Origin of the sequence: Tropicimonas isoalkanivorans (assembly GCF_900112335.1) — a bacterium.
Taxonomy (GTDB): Bacteria; Pseudomonadota; Alphaproteobacteria; order Rhodobacterales; family Rhodobacteraceae; genus Tropicimonas; species Tropicimonas isoalkanivorans.
The window spans coordinates 83,180-102,704 of record NZ_FOLG01000011.1; the positions used below are offsets into that span (position 1 = coordinate 83,180).

General features: G+C 62.2%; 17 protein-coding genes. 12 read left to right on the forward strand and 5 right to left on the reverse strand.

Translation table 11 applies throughout. The features are described from left to right. Positions 1-13: 13 nt before the first annotated feature. Complete coding sequence (locus tag BM075_RS16650; protein ID WP_093361825.1) at positions 14-826, reverse strand: DODA-type extradiol aromatic ring-opening family dioxygenase; 813 nt, start codon at positions 824-826, stop codon at positions 14-16. 154 nt (positions 827-980) lie between these two features. Between BM075_RS16650 and BM075_RS16655 the strand changes: the two genes are divergently transcribed. The 5 genes from BM075_RS16655 (at position 981) to BM075_RS16675 (ending at position 7,058) form a co-directional block, all read left to right on the forward strand. Then, on the forward strand, positions 981-1,304 hold the full coding sequence (locus BM075_RS16655) for a winged helix-turn-helix transcriptional regulator (protein ID WP_093361826.1): 324 nt from the start codon (positions 981-983) through the stop codon (positions 1,302-1,304). A 223-nt stretch (positions 1,305-1,527) separates the two neighbouring features. Further along, positions 1,528-2,109, forward strand: a complete 582-nt coding sequence (locus BM075_RS16660) for a TetR/AcrR family transcriptional regulator (protein WP_245758882.1) — start codon at positions 1,528-1,530, stop codon at positions 2,107-2,109. Positions 2,110-2,263: 154 nt separating this feature from the next. After that, positions 2,264-2,806: a TetR/AcrR family transcriptional regulator gene (locus BM075_RS16665; protein ID WP_093361828.1), complete on the forward strand. Its 543-nt coding sequence runs from the start codon at positions 2,264-2,266 to the stop codon at positions 2,804-2,806. Then, on the forward strand, positions 2,793-3,935 hold the full coding sequence (locus BM075_RS16670; RefSeq protein WP_093361829.1) for an efflux RND transporter periplasmic adaptor subunit: 1,143 nt from the start codon (positions 2,793-2,795) through the stop codon (positions 3,933-3,935). The genes BM075_RS16665 and BM075_RS16670 overlap by 14 nt, the downstream gene beginning before the upstream one ends. Before the next feature lie 33 nt (positions 3,936-3,968). Next, positions 3,969-7,058, forward strand: a complete 3,090-nt coding sequence (locus BM075_RS16675) for an efflux RND transporter permease subunit (RefSeq protein WP_093361830.1) — start codon at positions 3,969-3,971, stop codon at positions 7,056-7,058. A 291-nt stretch (positions 7,059-7,349) separates the two neighbouring features. On the opposite strand, the gene BM075_RS16680 is transcribed toward BM075_RS16675, so the two are convergent. After that, a complete protein-coding gene (locus BM075_RS16680) occupies positions 7,350-7,916 on the reverse strand; it encodes an IS630 family transposase (protein ID WP_093361831.1) in 567 nt (188 codons plus the stop codon). Beyond that, the gene (locus BM075_RS16685) at positions 7,877-8,410 is read right to left on the reverse strand and encodes a winged helix-turn-helix domain-containing protein (protein WP_093361832.1); all 534 of its coding nucleotides are present in this window, start codon (positions 8,408-8,410) and stop codon (positions 7,877-7,879) included. Before BM075_RS16685 ends, BM075_RS16680 begins: the two co-directional genes overlap by 40 nt. A 126-nt stretch (positions 8,411-8,536) precedes the next feature. On the opposite strand from BM075_RS16685, the gene BM075_RS16690 reads away from it, so the two are divergent. From BM075_RS16690 to BM075_RS16715, 6 genes are all read left to right on the forward strand, one after another. Then, on the forward strand, positions 8,537-9,721 hold the full coding sequence (locus BM075_RS16690; protein ID WP_177208397.1) for an IS256 family transposase: 1,185 nt from the start codon (positions 8,537-8,539) through the stop codon (positions 9,719-9,721). A 554-nt stretch (positions 9,722-10,275) separates the two neighbouring features. Next, complete coding sequence (locus BM075_RS16695) at positions 10,276-10,662, forward strand: hypothetical protein (RefSeq protein ID WP_093361834.1); 387 nt, start codon at positions 10,276-10,278, stop codon at positions 10,660-10,662. Beyond that, positions 10,659-11,378 carry a FadR/GntR family transcriptional regulator gene (locus tag BM075_RS16700; protein ID WP_093361835.1) on the forward strand — a complete coding sequence of 240 codons (720 nt, stop codon included), beginning with the start codon at positions 10,659-10,661 and terminating at the stop codon, positions 11,376-11,378. Before BM075_RS16695 ends, BM075_RS16700 begins: the two co-directional genes overlap by 4 nt. 914 nt (positions 11,379-12,292) lie before the next feature. Continuing rightward, positions 12,293-12,865, forward strand: a complete 573-nt coding sequence (locus BM075_RS16705) for a DoxX family protein (protein WP_245758883.1) — start codon at positions 12,293-12,295, stop codon at positions 12,863-12,865. Positions 12,866-13,122: 257 nt separating this feature from the next. Next, positions 13,123-14,514, forward strand: a complete 1,392-nt coding sequence (locus BM075_RS16710; protein WP_093361837.1) for a multicopper oxidase family protein — start codon at positions 13,123-13,125, stop codon at positions 14,512-14,514. A gap of 53 nt (positions 14,515-14,567) precedes the next feature. Further along, complete coding sequence (locus BM075_RS16715) at positions 14,568-14,969, forward strand: c-type cytochrome (protein ID WP_425445200.1); 402 nt, start codon at positions 14,568-14,570, stop codon at positions 14,967-14,969. A gap of 458 nt (positions 14,970-15,427) precedes the next feature. Here BM075_RS16715 and BM075_RS16720 read toward each other — a convergent pair whose 3' ends face one another. Together BM075_RS16720 and BM075_RS16725 are read right to left on the reverse strand one after the other, a co-directional pair. Then, positions 15,428-16,015: a 2-hydroxychromene-2-carboxylate isomerase gene (locus BM075_RS16720; RefSeq protein ID WP_093361838.1), complete on the reverse strand. Its 588-nt coding sequence runs from the start codon at positions 16,013-16,015 to the stop codon at positions 15,428-15,430. A 183-nt stretch (positions 16,016-16,198) separates the two neighbouring features. After that, on the reverse strand, positions 16,199-17,128 hold the full coding sequence (locus tag BM075_RS16725; RefSeq protein WP_093361839.1) for a hydrogen peroxide-inducible genes activator: 930 nt from the start codon (positions 17,126-17,128) through the stop codon (positions 16,199-16,201). A gap of 194 nt (positions 17,129-17,322) precedes the next feature. Between BM075_RS16725 and katG the strand changes: the two genes are divergently transcribed. Then, the gene (katG, locus tag BM075_RS16730) at positions 17,323-19,497 is read left to right on the forward strand and encodes a catalase/peroxidase HPI (protein WP_093361840.1); all 2,175 of its coding nucleotides are present in this window, start codon (positions 17,323-17,325) and stop codon (positions 19,495-19,497) included. The last annotated feature ends 28 nt before the right edge of the window (positions 19,498-19,525 follow it).

The following is a 19,525-nucleotide window of genomic DNA, read 5'->3' on the forward strand; positions in this document are numbered from 1 at the left end:
CCTGAGTTTCTGTTCAACTGAAGCGAAAGGCGCTTTCGACGGCGCCAAGAACGTGGTCTTCGAAGGTCTTCCGGCCGATATCGGTGCCCGCCGCGCCCGCCACGACATGCAACGGGATCAGGTGCTCTTCGCGCGGATGTGCATCGCGGCCGCCCGGCGCCTCCGACCAGCGCGCGAGCCTGCGGTTGCGTTCATCGGGATCGGGGCAGGTCACCGCATCGGTCAGCCAGGCATCGAACGCCTTGCCGGCGATGGGGCCGCGTGGCCTGCCGCGCAGGCTCTGCATCATTGCAGCCATGTTGTGATAGGTGTTGCCGCTGCCCAGGATCAGCACGCCCTCGTCGCGCAGCGGTTCCAGCGCCCGACCGAGGGCGATATGGCGCCCGGGGTCGAGATCGCGGGCAAGCGAGAGCTGGACACAGGGAATGTCGGCCTCGGGAAAGGCGACCTTGAGCGGCACGAAGGCGCCGTGATCGAACCCGCGCACGGCGTCCTTCGCGGCCGGGAGACCGGCGGCGCGGATCAGGTCATGGATGCGGTCCGCCAGCGCCGGATCGCCGGGGGCGGGCCAGCTCAACTCGTAGGTATGGGGCGGGAAACCGCCATAGTCGAACAGAAGCGGAGGCGCGGGGTTGGTCTGCACGGTGAAGGCGGGCTCTTCCCAATGACCCGAGATCACCAAGAGTGCCCCGGGGCGCTCAGGCAGCGTGCCCGGCAGATCCTGCAGGAACTGCCGGTGCCGGTCCCATTCATCCGGCGGGTTCCAGTCCATGAAGAAGCAGGGGCCGCCGCCATGGGGAATGAAGAGCGTGGGCTGGCGGGCCATGTCCGATTGTCCTTCCCGGTTCGCGGGGAAACCCCGAGTGCCTTTTGCAGGAGGTGGAATAGTTGATTTGTAGCGAAAACTAAAGTAGGAACAGAAAAGTAACCACCCGGTAAGCGAGTGCACAGCGATGCCCAAAACTCCGCCACAGTGCCCGATGGACTCGATCTTGCGTCTGCTCATGGGACCGTGGACGACCTACATCATCTGGGTCCTGAGCGATCAGGGGCCGCAAAGGTTCGGGGCGCTGAAGCGCGCCGTGCCCGGGATATCGACCCGAATGCTGACCGAGCGTCTGCGAATGCTGCAATGTGCCGGGGTCATCTGGCGGGAACAGGCGGAGACTATTCCGCCTGCGGTGACCTATGGCCTGACGCCGCGCGGCGACGACCTTCGAAACGTTCTGGACGCACTGGGGGAAATCGCGAACAGGTGGATGGCTGAGGGGGTCTTTGATGACGATGACGTGGGCGCTGTTTGACTGCGCCGGCCCAAAGAACATCCGGGTGAGAAAGCTTTCGGCGAGGTCGCGTCGCCCCGATTGTGTGTACCCGATTGTATGTATGAGTTGCACAGCGAAAGCTCGTTTTTTGCCGAAGACAGGTGATGGAAACGCCGGATGCCGTTAAGCGCGGCCAGACAGGTGGAGCTATGCGTTCGGTATCACGTATTGGAATCAGGTGATCGATATGAGGGAGAGTAAAGTGGCCGATGTTCTGAAAGGAGCCAGAGAGGTCTTCTTGAAGTTCGGCTTCGAAGGTGCAAGCGTCGATGCGATCGCCGAAGAAGCCAAGGTGTCGAAGGCAACCCTCTATGCGCATTTCCCAAGTAAGGACAAACTCTTTTTAAGCGTCTTGCAAGCTGAGTGCGACAGCCTTTCAATGGAAATCTGCCGTCCGCTTTCAAGCCAGAACGATGCGCGGAGCGTGCTGGAAGAACTCTCGCAGCGGATGATCGGGCTGGTCATGGATGATGACTATATTCGCCTCCTGCGTGTTTGCATCGGCGCGGCCTCGGTTCTGCCGGAGGCAGGCGAAATATACATGGGCTCAGGCCCAACACGCGCCATCAGGACAGTCGCGCAAATACTCGAACGCTTGCACGAGGCAAAATCACAGAACGTGCAAGACATTCAAGGCGCCGCCAGTCAGTTTATTCATCTGTCAATCGCCGGCGTTATCATGCCGCGCTTGCTGGCCGTCGACCAGCCCGTCGATGCATCTGAGCACTCAAAGAGGGCGGCTGACGCGTTTCTGAGGATCTATGCCGGACGAAATAACTTGTAGAGCGGGGGCGCTCAACCGCTTGGCTTCGCATGGTCTGCGGGCGTCATGGTGAGCCACCCGGGTCGGATTCGATTGAACGCTTGACCTTGATGGAACCCCAGACTACCTGAAAGTCAACGTGAACCGACCGGACGGTACAGTTTTGAGTGAGCACATGCCCCTTGCAGAATCCAGAAATGCGTCCCGTAGGATACTTTCTGCGGCGCGTGCGATAGCCGCGCGTGAGGGAGCGGGAAGGATCACGATCGACGCGGTCGCAAAAGAGTCAGGCCTCAGCAAGGGTGGCTTGCTTTACAATTTCCCGACGAAGAAAGCCCTGCTTTCCGGGCTGTTGGATCAGATGTTGGCCGAACATCGGGATCTGCTGGGAAGTGTGCCGGAGCAGCACCCGCTACGCACTTTACGTGGTCATCTCGAAACGGCACTGCAGTCCGAAGGCGTTACCGATGACCTGTCTATAGCCATTCTTGCGGCTGCCGCATTGGACCCGCCGTTGCTCGATCCGCTACGAGTTGAACTGGCCGACGACCTTGAACGTATCGTGTCCGAGACGCAAGACGCTCCGGGTGCTATGGTCGCTGTCCTGGCAATCCAGGGACTGCGGTTCCAGAAACTCCTGAATCTTCCCGACGGCGGCGCAGATCTCAGAGATCGCGCCATCGAACGCTTGAGGACCATGATCGATGAACTCGAATAGAAAGCGAAGTTGGAAACGGGTCGCTTCCGTGCTTGCGGGCGCAGTCGCGGCGGCTCTGGCCATTCCGTTCCTTCCGGCGCCTCTGAGCGATGTGTTGGCCCAAGCGAGGAAAGATACCAATGAAACTGCCGAAGCGGCGGTCGCGCCCGAACTCGACCAACCGGTCGTGGTAGAGGTAACCCGAGCACTCACCCGGGCTGTCAATCGGTCCCGCACTGTTGCCGGCCGCGTCGAGCCCGCCCGCACGGTGGATATTGCGTTTCAGGTGCCGGGACAGATTATTCAACTTCACGTCGAACCGGGCGACAGGATACGCGAGGGCGAGGTGATCGCCAAGCTCGATCAGGTCGATTTCGAACTCACGGTCGTTCGGACTCAGGCGTCCTTCGAGCTTGCGGAGTCCGAATTCGAACGCGCGTCGAGTCTCGCCGAACGGGGAGTCGCGGCCGACGCCCGTCTCGACACTGCACGCGCTCAGTTGGCACAGGCAGGCGCTGCGCTTCGCGAGGCCGAGCGGCGCTTCGAACAAACCGAGCTCGTCGCGCCCTTCGATGCGATCGTCGCACGCGCCTTCATCGAAGAGTATGTCAACGTCACCTCGGCCGCGCCGGTCGTGCGGCTCCAGGATATCAGCGAGATGCGGATCGTGATCTCGCTGCCCGAGGAACTGGCCGCCATCGCGCGGGCGTCCCCCGACGCCTTCGACGTTGTTGCGACTTTCGCGGCGGTGCCGGGCTACACGGCGCCGCTGGTGCTGCGGTCCTTCGCCACGGATGTGGATCCCATGGCGCAGACCTACGACGTGGAATTCGCAATCACGGGCAAGATCGACCCACGCCTGCTTCCGGGAATGACGGCGGATGTGCGCATCTCGATCGCGGCGGAGGAAGATCGCCCGCACTCCGTCATCGTTCCGGTATCGGCGGTGGACACGACGAGCCGGACCGAGCCGTCCATTTGGATCTACGAGGAAGCGTCTGGCCAGGTCGCCCGCAAAACGGTTCGTCTGGGCCTTCCGATGGACGACGAGATCGCCATTCTGAAAGGCCTCCAAGGTGACGAAGTGGTCGTATCCGGCGGCTGGTGGCGGCTTAGAGAAAACCAGACGGTGGCAGTCTCGGGACTCTGACCCTGTGCTCCTGGGATAGGCGGAAAAGGATCTATGGCACTCAGCATATCGCGCGCAAGCATCCGGCGTCCGGTGGCGGTTTGGCTCGCCATCATCTTCTGCCTCGTTGGCGGCTATTGGGGCCTCAATACGGTCGGCCGCCTCGAAGACCCCAGCTTCACCCTCAAGACGGCGCTTGTCTTCGTGGCCTATCCCGGCGCTACGGCCGTAGAGGTTGAAGAGGAGGTCGCCGACGTCGTTGAGAATGCGTTGCAGCAGATGAAGCAGCTTGACCGGGTGGAGTCCAAGTCCATGCCGGGCATGGCCCAGATCACTGTCGAGATCGAGATGACCTATGGGCCGGACGAAATCCCGCAGGTCTGGGACGAGATGCGCCGCCGCATCCGCGACGTGGAGGGGGACTTGCCCGCGGGCGCCCGCCCGCCGATCATCAACGACGATTTTGGCGACGTCTATGGCATGTTCTATGCGGTGACGACGGAAGGTTTGAGCCCGAAGGAACAGCGCGACCTGGCCAAGACCCTGCGGCTCGGGCTGGTCACTGTCGATGGCGTCGCGAAAGTCGAGGTTCAGGGCCTTGCCGAAGAGGTGATCAACATCTCGATCCCGTCCGCACGGCTCACCGAACTGGGCCTTCCGCCGAACCAAATCCTGGGTATTCTGGCGGACGAGAACCAGGTGTTCTTGAACGGCGAGATCACCGAGGGCCCCGCCCGAATCGGCCTATCGGTTCCGCCAGGCTATGTAAGTCCCGAAGGTATAGAGTCGCTGCGGCTGGGCACGGCCGGAAACGTCGGCCAGGTCGCGGTCCATGACATCGCCCGCGTGACCCGTGAGTCGGCCGAACAGCCCAGCCAGATCATCCGGCAAAACGGCGCCCCAGCCTTCACCCTCGGCGTTTCGGCGTTAACGGACCGAAACGTGGTCGAAGTCGGCGAGGCGGTGTCGGCACGGCTGGAGCGCCTCGAGGCGGAGCTTCCGGAAGGCGCTGAGATCATTCCGATCTACGAACAGCACGTCGTCGTGGATGAAGCGGTTTCAAGCTTTCTCGTCAGCCTCGGACAATCGGTCACCATCGTCATCGCGGCGCTGATGCTGACCATGGGCTGGCGCGCAGGGCTCGTGGTTGGCGCGACGCTCGGGCTGACCGTCTTCTCGACGCTGTTCTTCATGTCGATCTTCGGGATCGCGATGGAACGGATCAGCCTCGGTGCGCTGATCATCGCGATGGGAATGCTCGTCGACAACGCCATCGTCATTACCGAAGGGATGGTGATCGGCATGGCGCGCGGCAAATCCGCAGAGGAGGCGGCGGCAGAAACGGAAAGCGCGACGTCGATCCCGCTGCTCGGTGCGACCGTGATCGGGATCATGGCCTTTTCCGGAATTGGCCTGTCGCCGGATGCGACGGGCGAGTTTCTGTTCTCGCTCTTTGCGGTGATTGCGATCTCGCTGCTGATGAGCTGGGCGCTTGCCGTTACGGTTACGCCCTACCTCGGCAAGCTGCTGCTCCGAGCGCCGAAGGACACGTCGACCGATCCTTACAAGGGCGCATTCTACGGGCTTTACCGCGCGTTTCTGTGGCTGGCGCTGCGAAACCGTGTGCTGGTCGTCCTGACGATTGTGGGGGTGACCGTCTGGTCCGTCATGGCCTTCGGGCAGGTCAAGCAGGCCTTCTTTCCCGCTTCGAACACGCCGATCTTCTATGTCGAGTTCCAGATGCCGCAAGGAACCGACATCAACGTCACCGACACTGAAATGCGGCGGCTGGAGCAGATGCTTCTGGACGAGGACGGCGTGACGGACCTGACCGCCCTCGTCGGGAGAGGGGCGAGCCGCTTCATGCTGACCTATAATCCCGAGCAGTCGGATCCGAGCTACGGTCAGCTTATCGTTCGAGTTGCCGACGCCGAGGCTATCACGTCCATCGCGAGGCGGCTCAACCGGGATCTGCCCGCCGAATTCCCCCACGCCTTGGTCCGCGTCGAAGAAATCGTGTTCGGTCCGCCCGCCGGCGCCGATGTGGCAGTCCGCTTTTCGGGACCAGATCCTGTCATCCTGCGCCAGCTCGCGGACGATGCCACCAGGATTTTCGAGAAAGCAGGGACAATCACCAATCCGCGTACCGATTGGCGACAGCGAGAGATCCTTGTCGAACCCATTGTTGACGAGTCACGCATGCGCATTGCTGGCGCGACACGAAGCGCGATCGCGGATACCATTCGCTACGGAACGTCCGGCCTGCGTGTAGGCGAGCTGCGCGAGGACGACACGGTCATCCCAATCCATCTCCGTCTTCCCGAGAGTGACCGCGACGGTGTCGACCGTCTTCTTGACCTGTCGGTTTGGTCCGATGGGGCAGGATCATACGTTCCGATGGCCAACCTTGCCGAGCGGTTCGAGCCACGACTCGTCGAGGCACTCATTCACCGGCGCAACCGCGAACGAACGATCACCGCCCTCGGCGGCGCACGCGGCGACCTGACCGCCGACGAAGCCTTCCGAAGTGTCCGGACACAAATCGAGGCCCTCCCGCTTCCCGATGATTATTCGATGGAATGGGGCGGCGAGTACGAAAGCGCCAAGGATGCTCAGGCAAGCCTTGGCAAACAGCTTCCCTTGGGCTTTCTCGTCATGCTGACAATCTCGATTTTGATGTTCAACAAAGTTCGCCAGCCGCTCATACTGTGGCTCGTCGTGCCTATGTCCGTGACGGGCATGGTCTTGGGGCTCCTGTTCACCGGACTGCCCTTCACCTTCACCGCCCTGCTCGGCTTCCTGTCGCTTTCGGGCATGCTGATGAAAAACGCCATCGTTCTGGTCGAAGAGATCGACCTGCAACGTGCAGATGGTGTTGCGGACTACGAGGCCGTGATGAATGGATCGGTCAGCCGTCTGCGCCCAGTGGTGCTCGCGGCCGGCACGACGATTTTCGGCATGGTTCCGCTCCTGCCGGATGCCTTCTTCGCCTCGATGGCTGTGACCATCATGGGCGGCCTTGCCTTTGCTTCGGTCTTGACGTTGGTGGCCGTGCCCGTGCTTTTCGCGCTCCTCTTTCGGATTCGTCCACCGAAGCGGGAGAGCGAGCCGACCGGACCACAAACCGATCTGGCCTCGGTTTAACCATATGTTCCGGTTCGACGTGCCCGTCCGGCGTGCAGACACCTGACGGGCAAATCCTAAGTCGTGCCCCGAAGGCGTTCAGAAGCTGCCTTCCGTTGTGACCGGCAATCACTCTTCAATATTTCATGGCTTGATGTTAGTCCGCCATTGCGCTAGCAATCTAACAAGTGTTAGAATTAGAGCGCGGCGAACCGATGGCCAGTCGATAACGTACAGAGTCTTTCGCACATTTGATTTGGATGGCGGTTCCTTTCAGACTGGCTGAGAGGAGCTGATACCGGTTCCGGTTGATCAGTTCGGGGCAACGCGGTCGGGCCACCAGTGAAAGCCGGCTTGGCTTCGGATGAGATTGCGGTTGGCGGCAAGGCTCACGCAGCGATCGGCGACGATGGCATCCAGGTCTTCGAGGGTGTCGATGTGCCTGTTGACGATCGGCTCGTCCACGTGGACCCAGAGTGTCTCGGCCGGCTGCAGTTCGGGGGTGTATGGCGGCAGAAAGACGAGGCGGATGCCTTCTGGCACCTCGAGCGGCGCGGTGTGCCAGCCGGCCCCGTCGAGCACGAGGATAATGATCCGGTCGCGTCCGGCCCCGGCCTCGCGGGCGAAGAGCCGGAGAGTGTCCTCGAACAGCGCCTTGTCGACGCCGGTCGCGAGATACCAGAAGCTCTCGCCGGTGGCCGGCGAGACGAAGGCGGTGACGTAGAGCCATTCGAAGCGATGGTGGCCCCGTGCCACCGGCCGTTCGCCGCAGGGTGCCCAGACCCGGCGCAGGATCGGCTTCAGCCCGATGCGATGCTCGTCGGTGGCGAAGACCTCGATCACCGCGCCGGGATGGCGCTCCGCTTCCTCGACGACCACCCCCGCGAGCTTTTTTTAAACGCTTCCTGCTCCTCGGCCGTCGCCGCCTGCGCATGCTGCGGCCGTGGACGCTGGACGGTCCAGCCGATCGCCTTGAGAGCCTCCCAGCCGCGCTGCTCGGCGACCCGCGTGAGCCCAAGTTCGGCCGCGATCACCGCCGCCACCTTCTTCGCGGTCCAGACCCCACCGTCGTCGGGCGGGGCCTTCACCCGCTCGCGCAGCATCGCCAGAACCTGCGGCGTCAGAATCCGTGGCTTCGCGCCGTTCCGCCGGCGCCGGTCGCCGAGCGAGGCCGGCCCGAAGCGGTTGTAGCGCACCAGCAACTCCTCGACCCAGCGCCGAACAAACCCGGTCAGCTGTGCAGTTTCGGCAACCGTGTGCCCCCGCGCCAGCAGCCAGATCACCTGAAAATGGCGCGCCAGTGTCGCATCCTTGCTGCCGCGATATCCCGCCTGCAACTCGGCGACGCTCAGATGAGCCGCAACCTGTACCATGCCTGCCCCCTTCGTTGTCGTTGGGAAGGAGTCTAAAGCGTTTCATTCCAGCAGGGAATCCCACGCACCGCGAGTCAATCAGGCGGAGGCCGTATGAGAATGGACGAGAACGAGAAGCCCAATGCGATGGGGCAAGTGATACAGATCGACGAGGCGCGCATTCGCGACCACCTTGGCGAGATGGTGCGTGGCACGGTGGAGGAAGCGCTGAATGCGATGCTCGATGCCGAGGCGGACCGGCTGTGCGGGGCCGGCCGGTATGAGCGGAGCGAAGGCCGCAAGGACACGCGGGCGGGCAGTTACGAGCGTTCGCTGGAGACGAAGGCCGGATCGGTGAAGCTCAAGGTGCCGAAGCTGCGCCGGCAGACCTTCGAGACGGCGATCATCGAGCGCTACCAGCGCCGGGAAAGCTCGGTCGAGGAGGCGCTGATCGAGATGTATCTGGCGGGCGTCTCGGTGCGCCGAGTGGAAGACATCACCGAGGCGCTCTGGGGCACGCGGGTGAGCCCCGGCACGGTCTCGAACCTGAACAAGAAGATCTACGCCAAGATCGACGACTGGCGGCACCGGAAAATCGAGGGCGACCACCCGTATGTCTTCCTCGATGGCATTGTCATGAAGCGCAGTTGGGCCGGTGAGGTGCGCAACGTGTCGCTGCTGGTGGCCATCGGCGTCACCGCCGACGGTTACCGAGAGATCCTGGGCATCATGGAAGGCCCCAAGGAGGACAAGTCCGGCTGGTCGGCCTTCCTGCGCCATCTGGTGGATCGCGGGCTCTCGGGCGTGCAGCTGATCGTATCCGACGCCTGCCGGGGGCTGGTGGAGAGCGCCACCGAGGTCCTGCCGGACACCCAATGGCAGCGCTGTGTCGTTCATTTCTACCGCAACGTCTTCAGCCTGGTGCCGTCGGGCAAGGTCCGGGATATCAGCAAAATGCTGAAGGCGATCCACGCCCAGGAGGACCGCAAGGCGGCGGCCGAGAAGATGCAGGCGGTGATCGCCGATTTGCGCGCCATGAGATTGGTGAAAGCGGCAGAGCTGTTGGAAGAGAGCGGCCACGAGACGCTGACCTATTACGGCTTTCCAGACAGCCACTGGATCAAGCTAAGAACCAACAACCCGCTGGAACGGATCATGCGCGAGATCAGGCGGCGCACGAAAGTCGTCGGCGCCTTCCCGGACGGTAAATCCTGCCTGAACCTCGCCGCCGCCCGTCTGCGTCACATCGCTGGAACCCAGTGGTCGACACGGAAGTACATGAACATGACCCCGCTATTCGCGGAGCAAACCCAAGGAGCCGTCGTCGCATGATGAAAGTGCGAAAGACTCTGGACACTACCTCAGCAGCCTGTTAGACAAGAACATCCAGGAGTAGACTAAACCTAAGCGGTGCTTTTCCATTGTGGAGAACGTTTGACTCCGGTCCTGCTCCCTCCGCCACCAAATACTGCGAGTTTTATCTGCTGGGTGATCAGCGGCCAATCCCAAGTCTCCCATAGCAGAGTTCGCAGCGTGCCTTGGAGAGACGTGCAGCTGCGAATCCCGGCTAGGTAAGCTTCTCCCCGGCCCCCCTTGGCGGCCCCTTTTCACCGAGCATTGAGACGGACGTCGACGCACGACGAACGTCCAAAGCGCTAGTTGTGCCAAATCACTCCAGCTCCCATTCACCTTGCGGTCCCGCTTGGAGGACCTTTCGCTCTGATTGCGAAGGCAAAAATTGAACTCCGACTTGCCTTATATTACAACATGACAAGCAGTTTGGAGCACACGTGTGGTGGTTACCGCCAGTCCGGATGAGACGGATCCCAGTTTGTGCGGATTACCAGCAGAGGGATGATCGCATGCCAGCACCCAGGCAGCGGAACATGATGACAGGTAAAGAACCGATCTCTGTGACCGGGGTTTACGGCACACTCAACACCGCTACGGCCTGTGGGCAGCATGGACTGGAGGTCATCGCGGCCGTTCTGCTCGGCGACCACTCAGGCTCTTTGGCGGATGGCGCAGCAGAACCCAACATGTATCTGGTGGACACAGTTGCGCCAGTGGACGGCTCATCCCGCGTCGTGCCGGCTAAGGCGCCGGTCGCGCCGGCATTCGAGGCACGTGTTTTCGTGACGCTCGCCGATGACGAGGCGCACTCAATCCGACCGATCGCGCGAGCACCGAGTGGCAATTTGCCCGACACTGTCTTGACCAACGCACACTTTGCTAAAGCGGCCGGTCGGCTTTGCAGCGAGGGGAACGAATGAAACAGGACCAAACGAAAAAACGGACAACCCTGGCCGATCGGGTCTATCACATGATCTACACCCGGATCGTGAACGGTGATTACCCGCCGAACCAGAAGTTGCCGTCCGAGGCCGTTCTTTCGGAGGAGTTCGACGTCTCTCGGCCGGTGCTTCGCGCCGCGCTAGAACGGCTCCGGCAGGAGAACATGGTCTATTCGCGGCAGGGCGCGGGCTCCTTCGTTCGCGCGCACCAGGCGATGCCGGTCGGCTTTGCCCGTGTCGAGACCCTTGCCGACATCCAGCGATGCTACGAGTTTCGCCTGACGCTGGAAACCGAAGCCGTCGCGCTAGCCGCGGTTCGGCGCAATGCCGCGGTGCTGGAGGAGATTGAGGTCGCGCTCGACCTGTTGCGGGATGCAACCAAGTCTCAGCAACACCGCGAGGATGCAGATTTCACCTTTCACCACGGCATCGCGAAGGCGTCGAACAACCAGTATTTTGAGACGGCGCTGCGGGCGCTTCGCGAACATATCAACGTCGGCATGACGTTGCATGGCACTGCGCTCATCACCGAAGGCCCGGTTGGGCTGAACGCCGTGCTCGACGAGCACACTGCGATCTTCGATGCAATTCGGCTTCAACAGCCGGAGGAGGCCCGGAAACTGATGCACGGCCACCTCGTCAACTCGCGCGATCGGCTTTTTGGCGGCGGCCTGATGGACCTCCGGATGAAATGAAGGAGGGCGCTCGACTGGGTCGCGGTCTTCGAAACGAGGCGGCAATCTGGGCCTGTCAGCCGCACTTTGCTCCGCGGTGAGTTAGATTAGCGACCGTATGAAGCGAACGGAAACAGTCTGTTCACCGAGATCTGTGCTTTCAATTGTGGCGGACACAAGGAACGCGCATTGTTGACCATCTGACAACAACTCGAGCGCATGCACGCGAGTGAACCTGTCTGAAAGGCTCACCCCCCAAGGGAAATTGTTAACAATCTCGCCCTCCGGGCCCTGCCGATTCACCGGAAACGCGCACAGGTTGTGGTGTCGATTGCCGGTTCCAACAAGATGTGACCCAACTGAAGTCGGGTTTCGGGAGCAGACAGGCACTACGGATCGAGGTGTTTAAGGCGATCCGGCGTATGGGTCCGGTTATGATCCGTAGCGAGTGCCACGTTTTGCTTGGGGTACATCCACTTCCAGTGTTTTTGGGGAGGGGAGGATGTGCCCCAGGTTGGCGTTCCAAGGCAGCAACACATCCTGTTCGCCATTATCGCTCAGACCATCCGAAATTTCTGGCCCACGAAACAGCGCCTCCCGGAAAGTACGGATCGGCCCCACGCTAGCGCGCGCCGGTGATGGTGACGCCTTGCGGAGACACCTACGTCGTCACCAAACAAGCTTGGCGTGAGCGTTTAGTCAGCTCAGCCGGCCGTCGGACCTAACACCGCTCTTCCGGTCATGCGCGCACACGCCATTCCAGTGGCCGATCAACGTGAGCGCGCGCCTCCCAGAATGACATGGATCAATGTCGGGATGATTAGTCTGCGCCGCGCTGCACACAGCGTGTTGAGCTTTCCCAAATTGTACTGTCGCGCACAATTCGCAGGATACGCCTTGGAAATAAGAAAAATCCCCGCACAATGGAGGCCACCTTGGCTGACGTTTTTCTCCCCGCCCGTGAGCGCCTTTTCATACCGTACATGCGCAAGTTCTACGAAATCTTCGCCGAGCCGGTCGGCTGGGCGGCCTTTCGCGCGATCATCGGCATCAGCTTCATGATCTCCGGCTGGCCTAAGATCATGGCTCCCTTCGCCCAGGTCGGATTTCTGGAATCGATCGGGCTCGCGCCGGGCTGGTTCTTCTCGCCAGCGCTGGCAATCCTGCAGTTCGTGGGGGGCGCGATGATTGTGATCGGGCTTTATACCCGGCCAATCGCGGTCGCCAACACGGTGATGATGCTGGTGACGATCTCATTCCACCTGAACCATCCCTACCCCGAGCTGTTCCTGACAACGGAGGGCCTCTCCTATCTCACAGCCAATCCGGATCTGCTGACAGACAGTGCTCAGCGAGTTCTGCTGTCCGACGGCGGTATCGCCTTCGGAGAGCGCATTCAGGAAAAGGCAATCTATACCTCCGTCTTCTGGGCCGCTGGCACGGCGCTGATCGCAGCGTTCGGAGGCGGCTATCTCTCCGTCGATCGGAGGATGAGCAAGGAGTTCTGATCCAGATACTCCCGCCGACGAACGCCGCGTCGCCCCGCCGGTCCCCGGACCGAGTGGGGCGATCTCCGATCTTGGGGAGGATCGAACCGGCGCATTCGGCGCTCAGGCACATCGAAATCACCGCTTCGTTATGCCTGCTCTGTTGACCTTCCGGTGCCGGAAGGCTGCACATAGTGCCTCTCTTCCCTGGGAAATGGGGGCAACCACATGATGTCCGACTGGCGATTCCGCTTGATTGAGAGATGGGCAAACGAAGGATGACGACACGCAGGTCCATGTTGGCCGGAACGGCGGCCCTCGCCGTCGCGCCTCTTCTGCCATATCGCGCGGCTTTGGCAGGGGCCGAGGCGGAGGTTCTGAAGGCTGCCGTCGCGCAGGTCCAAATTGCGCCTGAGGGGTATCCGGCGACCGAGGTCTGGGGCTACGGGGGAGTCGTACCTAGCACCGAGATTCGGTTGCGGCAAGGGGGGCGCCTCCAGCGCCGACTGGTCAATACACTGCCGGAGCCGACAACGGTGCACTGGCATGGCATCCGCCTCGACAATGCGATGGACGGCGTGCCGGGGGTGACTCAGGAGGCCGTGCCGCCGGGCGGCGAGTTTGCTTATGCGTTCGACCTGCCGGACGCCGGAACATATTGGTATCATTCACACAACCAGTCCTACGAGCAGGTCGCGCGCGGCCTTCATGGACCCCTGATTGTGGAAGAGGCCGATGCGCCGGACGTGGACCGGGACCAAGTGATCGTGCTCGACGATTTCCGGCTGGACCCGGAGACGGGGCAGATCGCCGGCTTTGCGAATATGATGGACTTCAGCCACGGCGGCCGTCTCGGCAACATCGTGGTGACCAACGGCCGCTTCAACCATTCCATGACGGCGAAACACAAGGAACGGCTCCGCCTGCGCCTGATCAACGCGGCGAATGCGAAGATCTTTGAACTGGCGCTCGAGGGTCTTGAAGGGTGGATAGTGGCGCTGGACGGAATGCCGCTCGACGCGCCTGAGCCGATCTCCGAGACGTTCCTGCTGGCGCCCGCACAAAGGGCAGATCTGATCGTGGACGTGACAGCGGACGTGGGCGCGCAAGCCCACCTCGTCCGTTTCGAGCGCGACGAAGCCTTCTCCCAAGTGATGTTCGAAGTTCGTGGCGAGGCCTCCACGAACCGCCGAGACGCGCCACTTCCCCTGCCGCCGAACCCGCGGATGGAGGTCACCGGGTTGGAGGACGCGCTAACGAGCCGGCTGCTGATGGAAGGCGGCGCCATGCGCGGCTTTCAGTCGGCGTCAATGGACGGGCGACCGGTAGGTTTCCAAGAGGCAGCCCAGGCCATGAATTTCTGGGCCTTCAACGGCACGATCGGCATGCCCGATGAGCCGCTGTTCATCGCCGAACAGGGCCGCACCGTGCGGGTGGCGATGCAGAACGACACGATGTTCCCCCATGCGATGCATCTGCACGGCCACCATTTTCGCGAGGTCCTGCCCGGCGGCGGCCTCGGACCGCTCAGGGACACGCTCCTGGTCCTTGGCGACGAGAGCCGCGAGATCGCCTTCGTCGCCCATACGCCGGGCGAATGGGTCTTTCACTGCCACATGCTGACCCATGCCGCGTCCGGAATGATGACACGGTTCAGGGTGACGGCGTGAGGCATCCCGGCGTCCTGACCGGCGCAGGCGTACTGGCAGCCGGCGTGATCGCGGTGGGTGTTCTGACCGGTGGAACGCACACACAGCGCCAGCCAGAAGACGTGGACATCGCGGACGGTGAGGCTCTTTACCAGGCGCATTGTGCCGCGTGTCACGGGGCTCGGCTGGAAGGGCAGGAGAACTGGCAAACGGCCAGCGGCGATGGCCCCCCGCCCGCCCCGCCTCATGACGCGTCCGGCCATACCTGGCACCACGGTGACGACTTGCTCTTTACCTACACCAAGCTCGGCGGCGCAGAGACGCTGGCGCGGCAGGGGGTGCAATTCGAAAGTGGTATGCCGGGGTTCGGAGAGGACCTGAGCGACCGGGATATCTGGAACATCCTCGCTTTCATCAAGTCCACCTGGCCGCAGCGGGTGAAAGAGGTGCAGGCAGCCCGGACCGCAGCGGAATAGGCGTGGAATCGCGCCTTTGCTGGTCCTAAGACCCCACAGCTAGGTCACAATCAAGTTGGTGTTGCATTTCCGACACTGCAATTGTGGCGCGCTCCCTGGCGGGCCATTGTATGCGACGGCACGACGATCTTTGCGCCTCCGGCTCCGGCTCCCTGTCCAAAAGGACAATCCAGACACCTGCACTGTTAACGGATGGGAATTCGCAGCGGCCTCCCTCGCGCCACAGTTCAACCGTCTGAGCGCAAACACCTGCGCTTTCCAACACGATGAATCCCTACTGAGGTCAGGTTTTTGCGGTCTCTCAGACCCTACGGACCGAGTGTTTTTTTCGGTCCTGCGTAAGGGTCCGATTATGACCCGTGGCGAGTGCCTTGTTGGCGAGGGGTGCAACCGCTTCCAGTGTTGTTTGGGAGAGAACCGGTGCACCCCAAGTCGCGGACACTTATCGAAGAATCTGGCTAGCGCTTCGCCCACGCCACAGCGTCTTCCAGCCTGTCGTCGCCCCAGAACACCTCGCCACCCACCACGAAACTCGGCGCGCCGAATATACCGAGCGCCATCGCCTCCTCCGTCGCGGCTGAAAGCGCCTCGACGATCCGCGGGGACTTTGCCGTGTCGATGATGCGTTCTGCGGGAAGACCGATCTCCGACAGGCTTGCGGACAGGTTCGGCTCCTCACCCGCCAGAAGCCCCTCTTCGAACCAGCGGCGATACGTGGCGCGGGTATAAGCTTCGACCCAGCCTTCCTCCGATCCCAGGAGCGCCACCTGGTTTGCCAAGGGAAGATCGGCCAGAGGATACGGCGCCGGCAGCCTCGGGGATAAGCCGTACTTCTGCGCCCTGCGTTCGATATCCCGCCACATGTAGGCTGACTTGATCGGCTTGTCCTTGAAGGGAACGTTGTTCTGCGCGAGCATTACGTGGCGCACGTTGAAGGGCCGCCAACGGAACGCAACTCCGGACGAGTCTGCCATCTGCGCGAGGCGCATGACGGTCAGGTAGCTGTAGGTGCTGCCGATGGAATACCAGAAGTCGATTGTTGCCATACGCGATCAGTCCCGAACTCATTTATCCCATGCCACGTCCGGTGCTCCGAAGGTGTAGACGGCGCGGAGACGATTCGATTTTCGATAGTTTTACGCGTGTGGCGGGAGGGGACGCCCATTATTTGTCGATCTGCGGGCACTTCCATCCTGTCATCAGCGTTCACACCGGCACGAAGAGCGGCGTCAGGGCGCGAGCAGAGCATCTCGGCCCGCGTCGACGGCACGCTCCAAGGCGGCGTCACGCACCACGTCTGCAATGCCCTGAAGTTGATCAGCCAGGGGGTTCGTCTTCCTCCAGATCATTCCGATCGTCCGCGTGGGCCGCGGCGGACGCAGGCGGGCGACCGAGATGTGCGCCGACCGGCGTTCGATGGGCGCGGCCATTTCGGGGATCAATGTCACCCCGATCCCGGCGCTGACCATTTGCACGAGTGTCGAGAGCGAACTGCCCTCCATCAGTTCCCGTGGCGACTGCGAAACGATCTTGCAAAACTCCAGCGCCTGGTCCCGGAAGCAGTGCCCTTCTTCCAACAGCAGCAGCCGCATCTTCTGAAGCGCGTCCACGTTCGGCACGGGCTTGTCCGCATCCGAGACTGGGCGAACCAGCACGAACTCTTCGTCGAACAACTTCACCTCGGTCAACGAAGGCTCCGAGATCGGCAGGGCGACGATTGCGGCATCGAGACGGGCTTCCAGCAAATGGGCGATCAGTTTCTGCGTCACTGCTTCGCGCGGTTGAAGGTCCAACCCGGGATAGAGCGTGGTGAGATGCCGGATGACTCCCGGCAACAGGTATGGGGCAATCGTCGGGATGACACCGATCCGAAGCCGCCCCGCCAAGGGCCCCTGCGACGCGCGGGCCATATCCTGAAGTTCGTCGACGGCGCTCAGGATGGCTGCGGCGCGGGCGGCGAATTCTTCCCCCAGCCCGGTCAGCCGCGTCTGCCGTGGGCCTCGCTCGACCAAGGGCGCGCCGATCAGGCCCTCCAGCTCCTTCACCTGTACCGACAACGCCGGCTGGGTCACGGCGCAATCCTCAGCCGCACGGCCGAAATGGCCATGACGGGCCAGCGCATCGAAATACCGTAAGTGTTTGAGAGAGATGCGAGACATAAGCTGAGATTATCGCTCATGTAAGAAAATGCAATTATGCTTTATCGTGCCGGTCTGATATCTCATCTCCACAACTTAGAATCGTTCTTACTCAAACAATCCGGGTGAGGGCACAGAACTATCCCGGCGCGACGGGCAGAGGTCGTTCCTCGCCCCGTGGCGGTACAAGAACAACACGCGGAGGATCCCCGATCATGGACGGCAACGACATTCAAAGAACCGGCAAATGCCCGGTCATGCACGGCGCCAACACCTCGTATGGCACATCGGTCATGTCGTGGTGGCCCAATGCCCTGAATCTGGACATCCTGCACCAGCAGGACACCAAGACGCAGCCCATGGGTCCGGATTTCGATTACCGCGAAGAGCTGAAATCGCTGGATGTCGAGGCGCTGAAGGATGATCTGCGCGCGCTGATGAACGAAAGCCAGGATTGGTGGCCCGCCGACTGGGGCAGCTACGTCGGCATGTTCGCGCGGGTGGCGTGGCACGCGGCGGGGTCCTACCGGATGACGGATGGGCGCGGTGGCGGCGGCACGGGCAACCAGCGCTTCGCTCCCCTGAACTCCTGGCCGGACAACGTCAACACGGACAAGGGCCGTCGGTTGCTGTGGCCGATCAAGAAGAAGTACGGCAACAAGGTGAGCTGGGCGGACCTGATGATCCTGTCGGGCACGATTGCCTATGAGGTGGCCGGTCTGAAGACCTTCGGTTTCGCCTTCGGCCGCGAAGACATCTGGCACCCGGAAAAGGACACCTATTGGGGCGCCGAGCGGGAATGGCTGGCCGCGAGCGACAATCGCTACGAGAATGTCGAGCAGCCGGAGACCATGGAGAGCCCCCTCGCCGCCGTTCAGATGGGCCTGATCTACGTCAACCCCGAGGGGGTGAACGGCAATCCCGATCCGATGAGGACCGCGGCGCATATCCGCGAGACCTTTTCCCGGATGGCCATGAATGACGAGGAGACCGCAGCTCTTACCGCCGGCGGGCACACCATTGGCAAGTGCCATGGCAACGGTGACGCGGGCTTCCTGAGCGCTGACCCCGAGGGCAACACCATCGAAAGCCAGGGCATCGGCTGGATGAACACCAACGGGCGCGGTATCGGGCGCGACACCGTGGTATCCGGCATCGAGGGCGCGTGGACGACCCACCCCACGCAGTGGGACATGGGCTGGTTCGACATGCTCTTTGGCCATGAGTGGGAGCTGAAGAAGAGCCCCGCCGGCGCATTTCAGTGGGAGCCGGTGAACATCGCCGAAGAGGACATGCCGGTGGACGTGGAAGACCCGTCGATCCGCCGCATGCCGATCATGACCGACGCCGACATGGCGATGAAGGTCGACCCCGTCTACAACGAGATCTGCCAGCGGTTCATGAGGGATCCCGCGTACTTCTCCGAGACGTTCGCCCGCGCCTGGTTCAAGTTGACCCACCGGGACATGGGGCCGAAGGCGCGTTACGTCGGCCCTGATGTGCCTCAGGAAGAACTGATCTGGCAGGACCCGGTGCCCGCCGGCCCCGTGCACTACGACATCGGCGGTGTGAAATCGAAGATCGCGGCGAGCGGCCTGAGTGCGTCGGACCTGATCGCAACCGCCTGGGACAGCGCCCGTACCTATCGCGGCTCCGACATGCGGGGCGGCGCCAACGGGGCCCGCATTCGTCTTGCGCCGCAGAAGGACTGGGCCGGGAACGAGCCCGAGCGGCTTGCGCGCGTGCTGTCTGTGCTTGGGCCCATTGCGGCGGAGCATGGCGCCTCCATCGCCGACGTCATCGTCCTGGGCGGCAGCGTCGGCATCGAGCAGGCGGCGAAGGCGGCCGGCGTCGACGTGACTGTTCCGTTCGAGCCCGGCCGGGGCGATGCAACCGACGAGATGACGGATGCCGAGAGCTTTGACGTTCTCGAACCGGTGCACGACGCCTTCCGCAACTGGGTCAAGGAAGACTACGCCGTCGCTCCGGAGGAGCTCATGCTCGACCGTGCGCAGCTCATGGGCCTGACCGCCAAGGAGATGACGGTGCTGGTGGGTGGCATGCGGATGCTCGGCACCAACCACGGCGGCTCGAAGCATGGTGTCTTTACCGATCGCGAAGGTGCTCTGACCCAGGACTTCTTCGTCAACCTGACGGACATGGGCAACACCTGGGTTCCAGTGGATGATACCACCTACGAGGTCCGCGACCGGGTTTCCGGAGAGACGAAGTGGACGGCCACCCGCGTCGATCTGGTGTTTGGCTCCAACTCCATCCTGCGCGCCTACGCGGAGGTGTACGCCCAGGACGACAACAAGGCGAAGTTCGTGAAGGACTTCGTAGATGCCTGGGCCAAGGTGATGAATGCCGACAGGTTCGATGTGGCCTGATAAGGGCTGGCGCTCTCGTGCCGCCCTT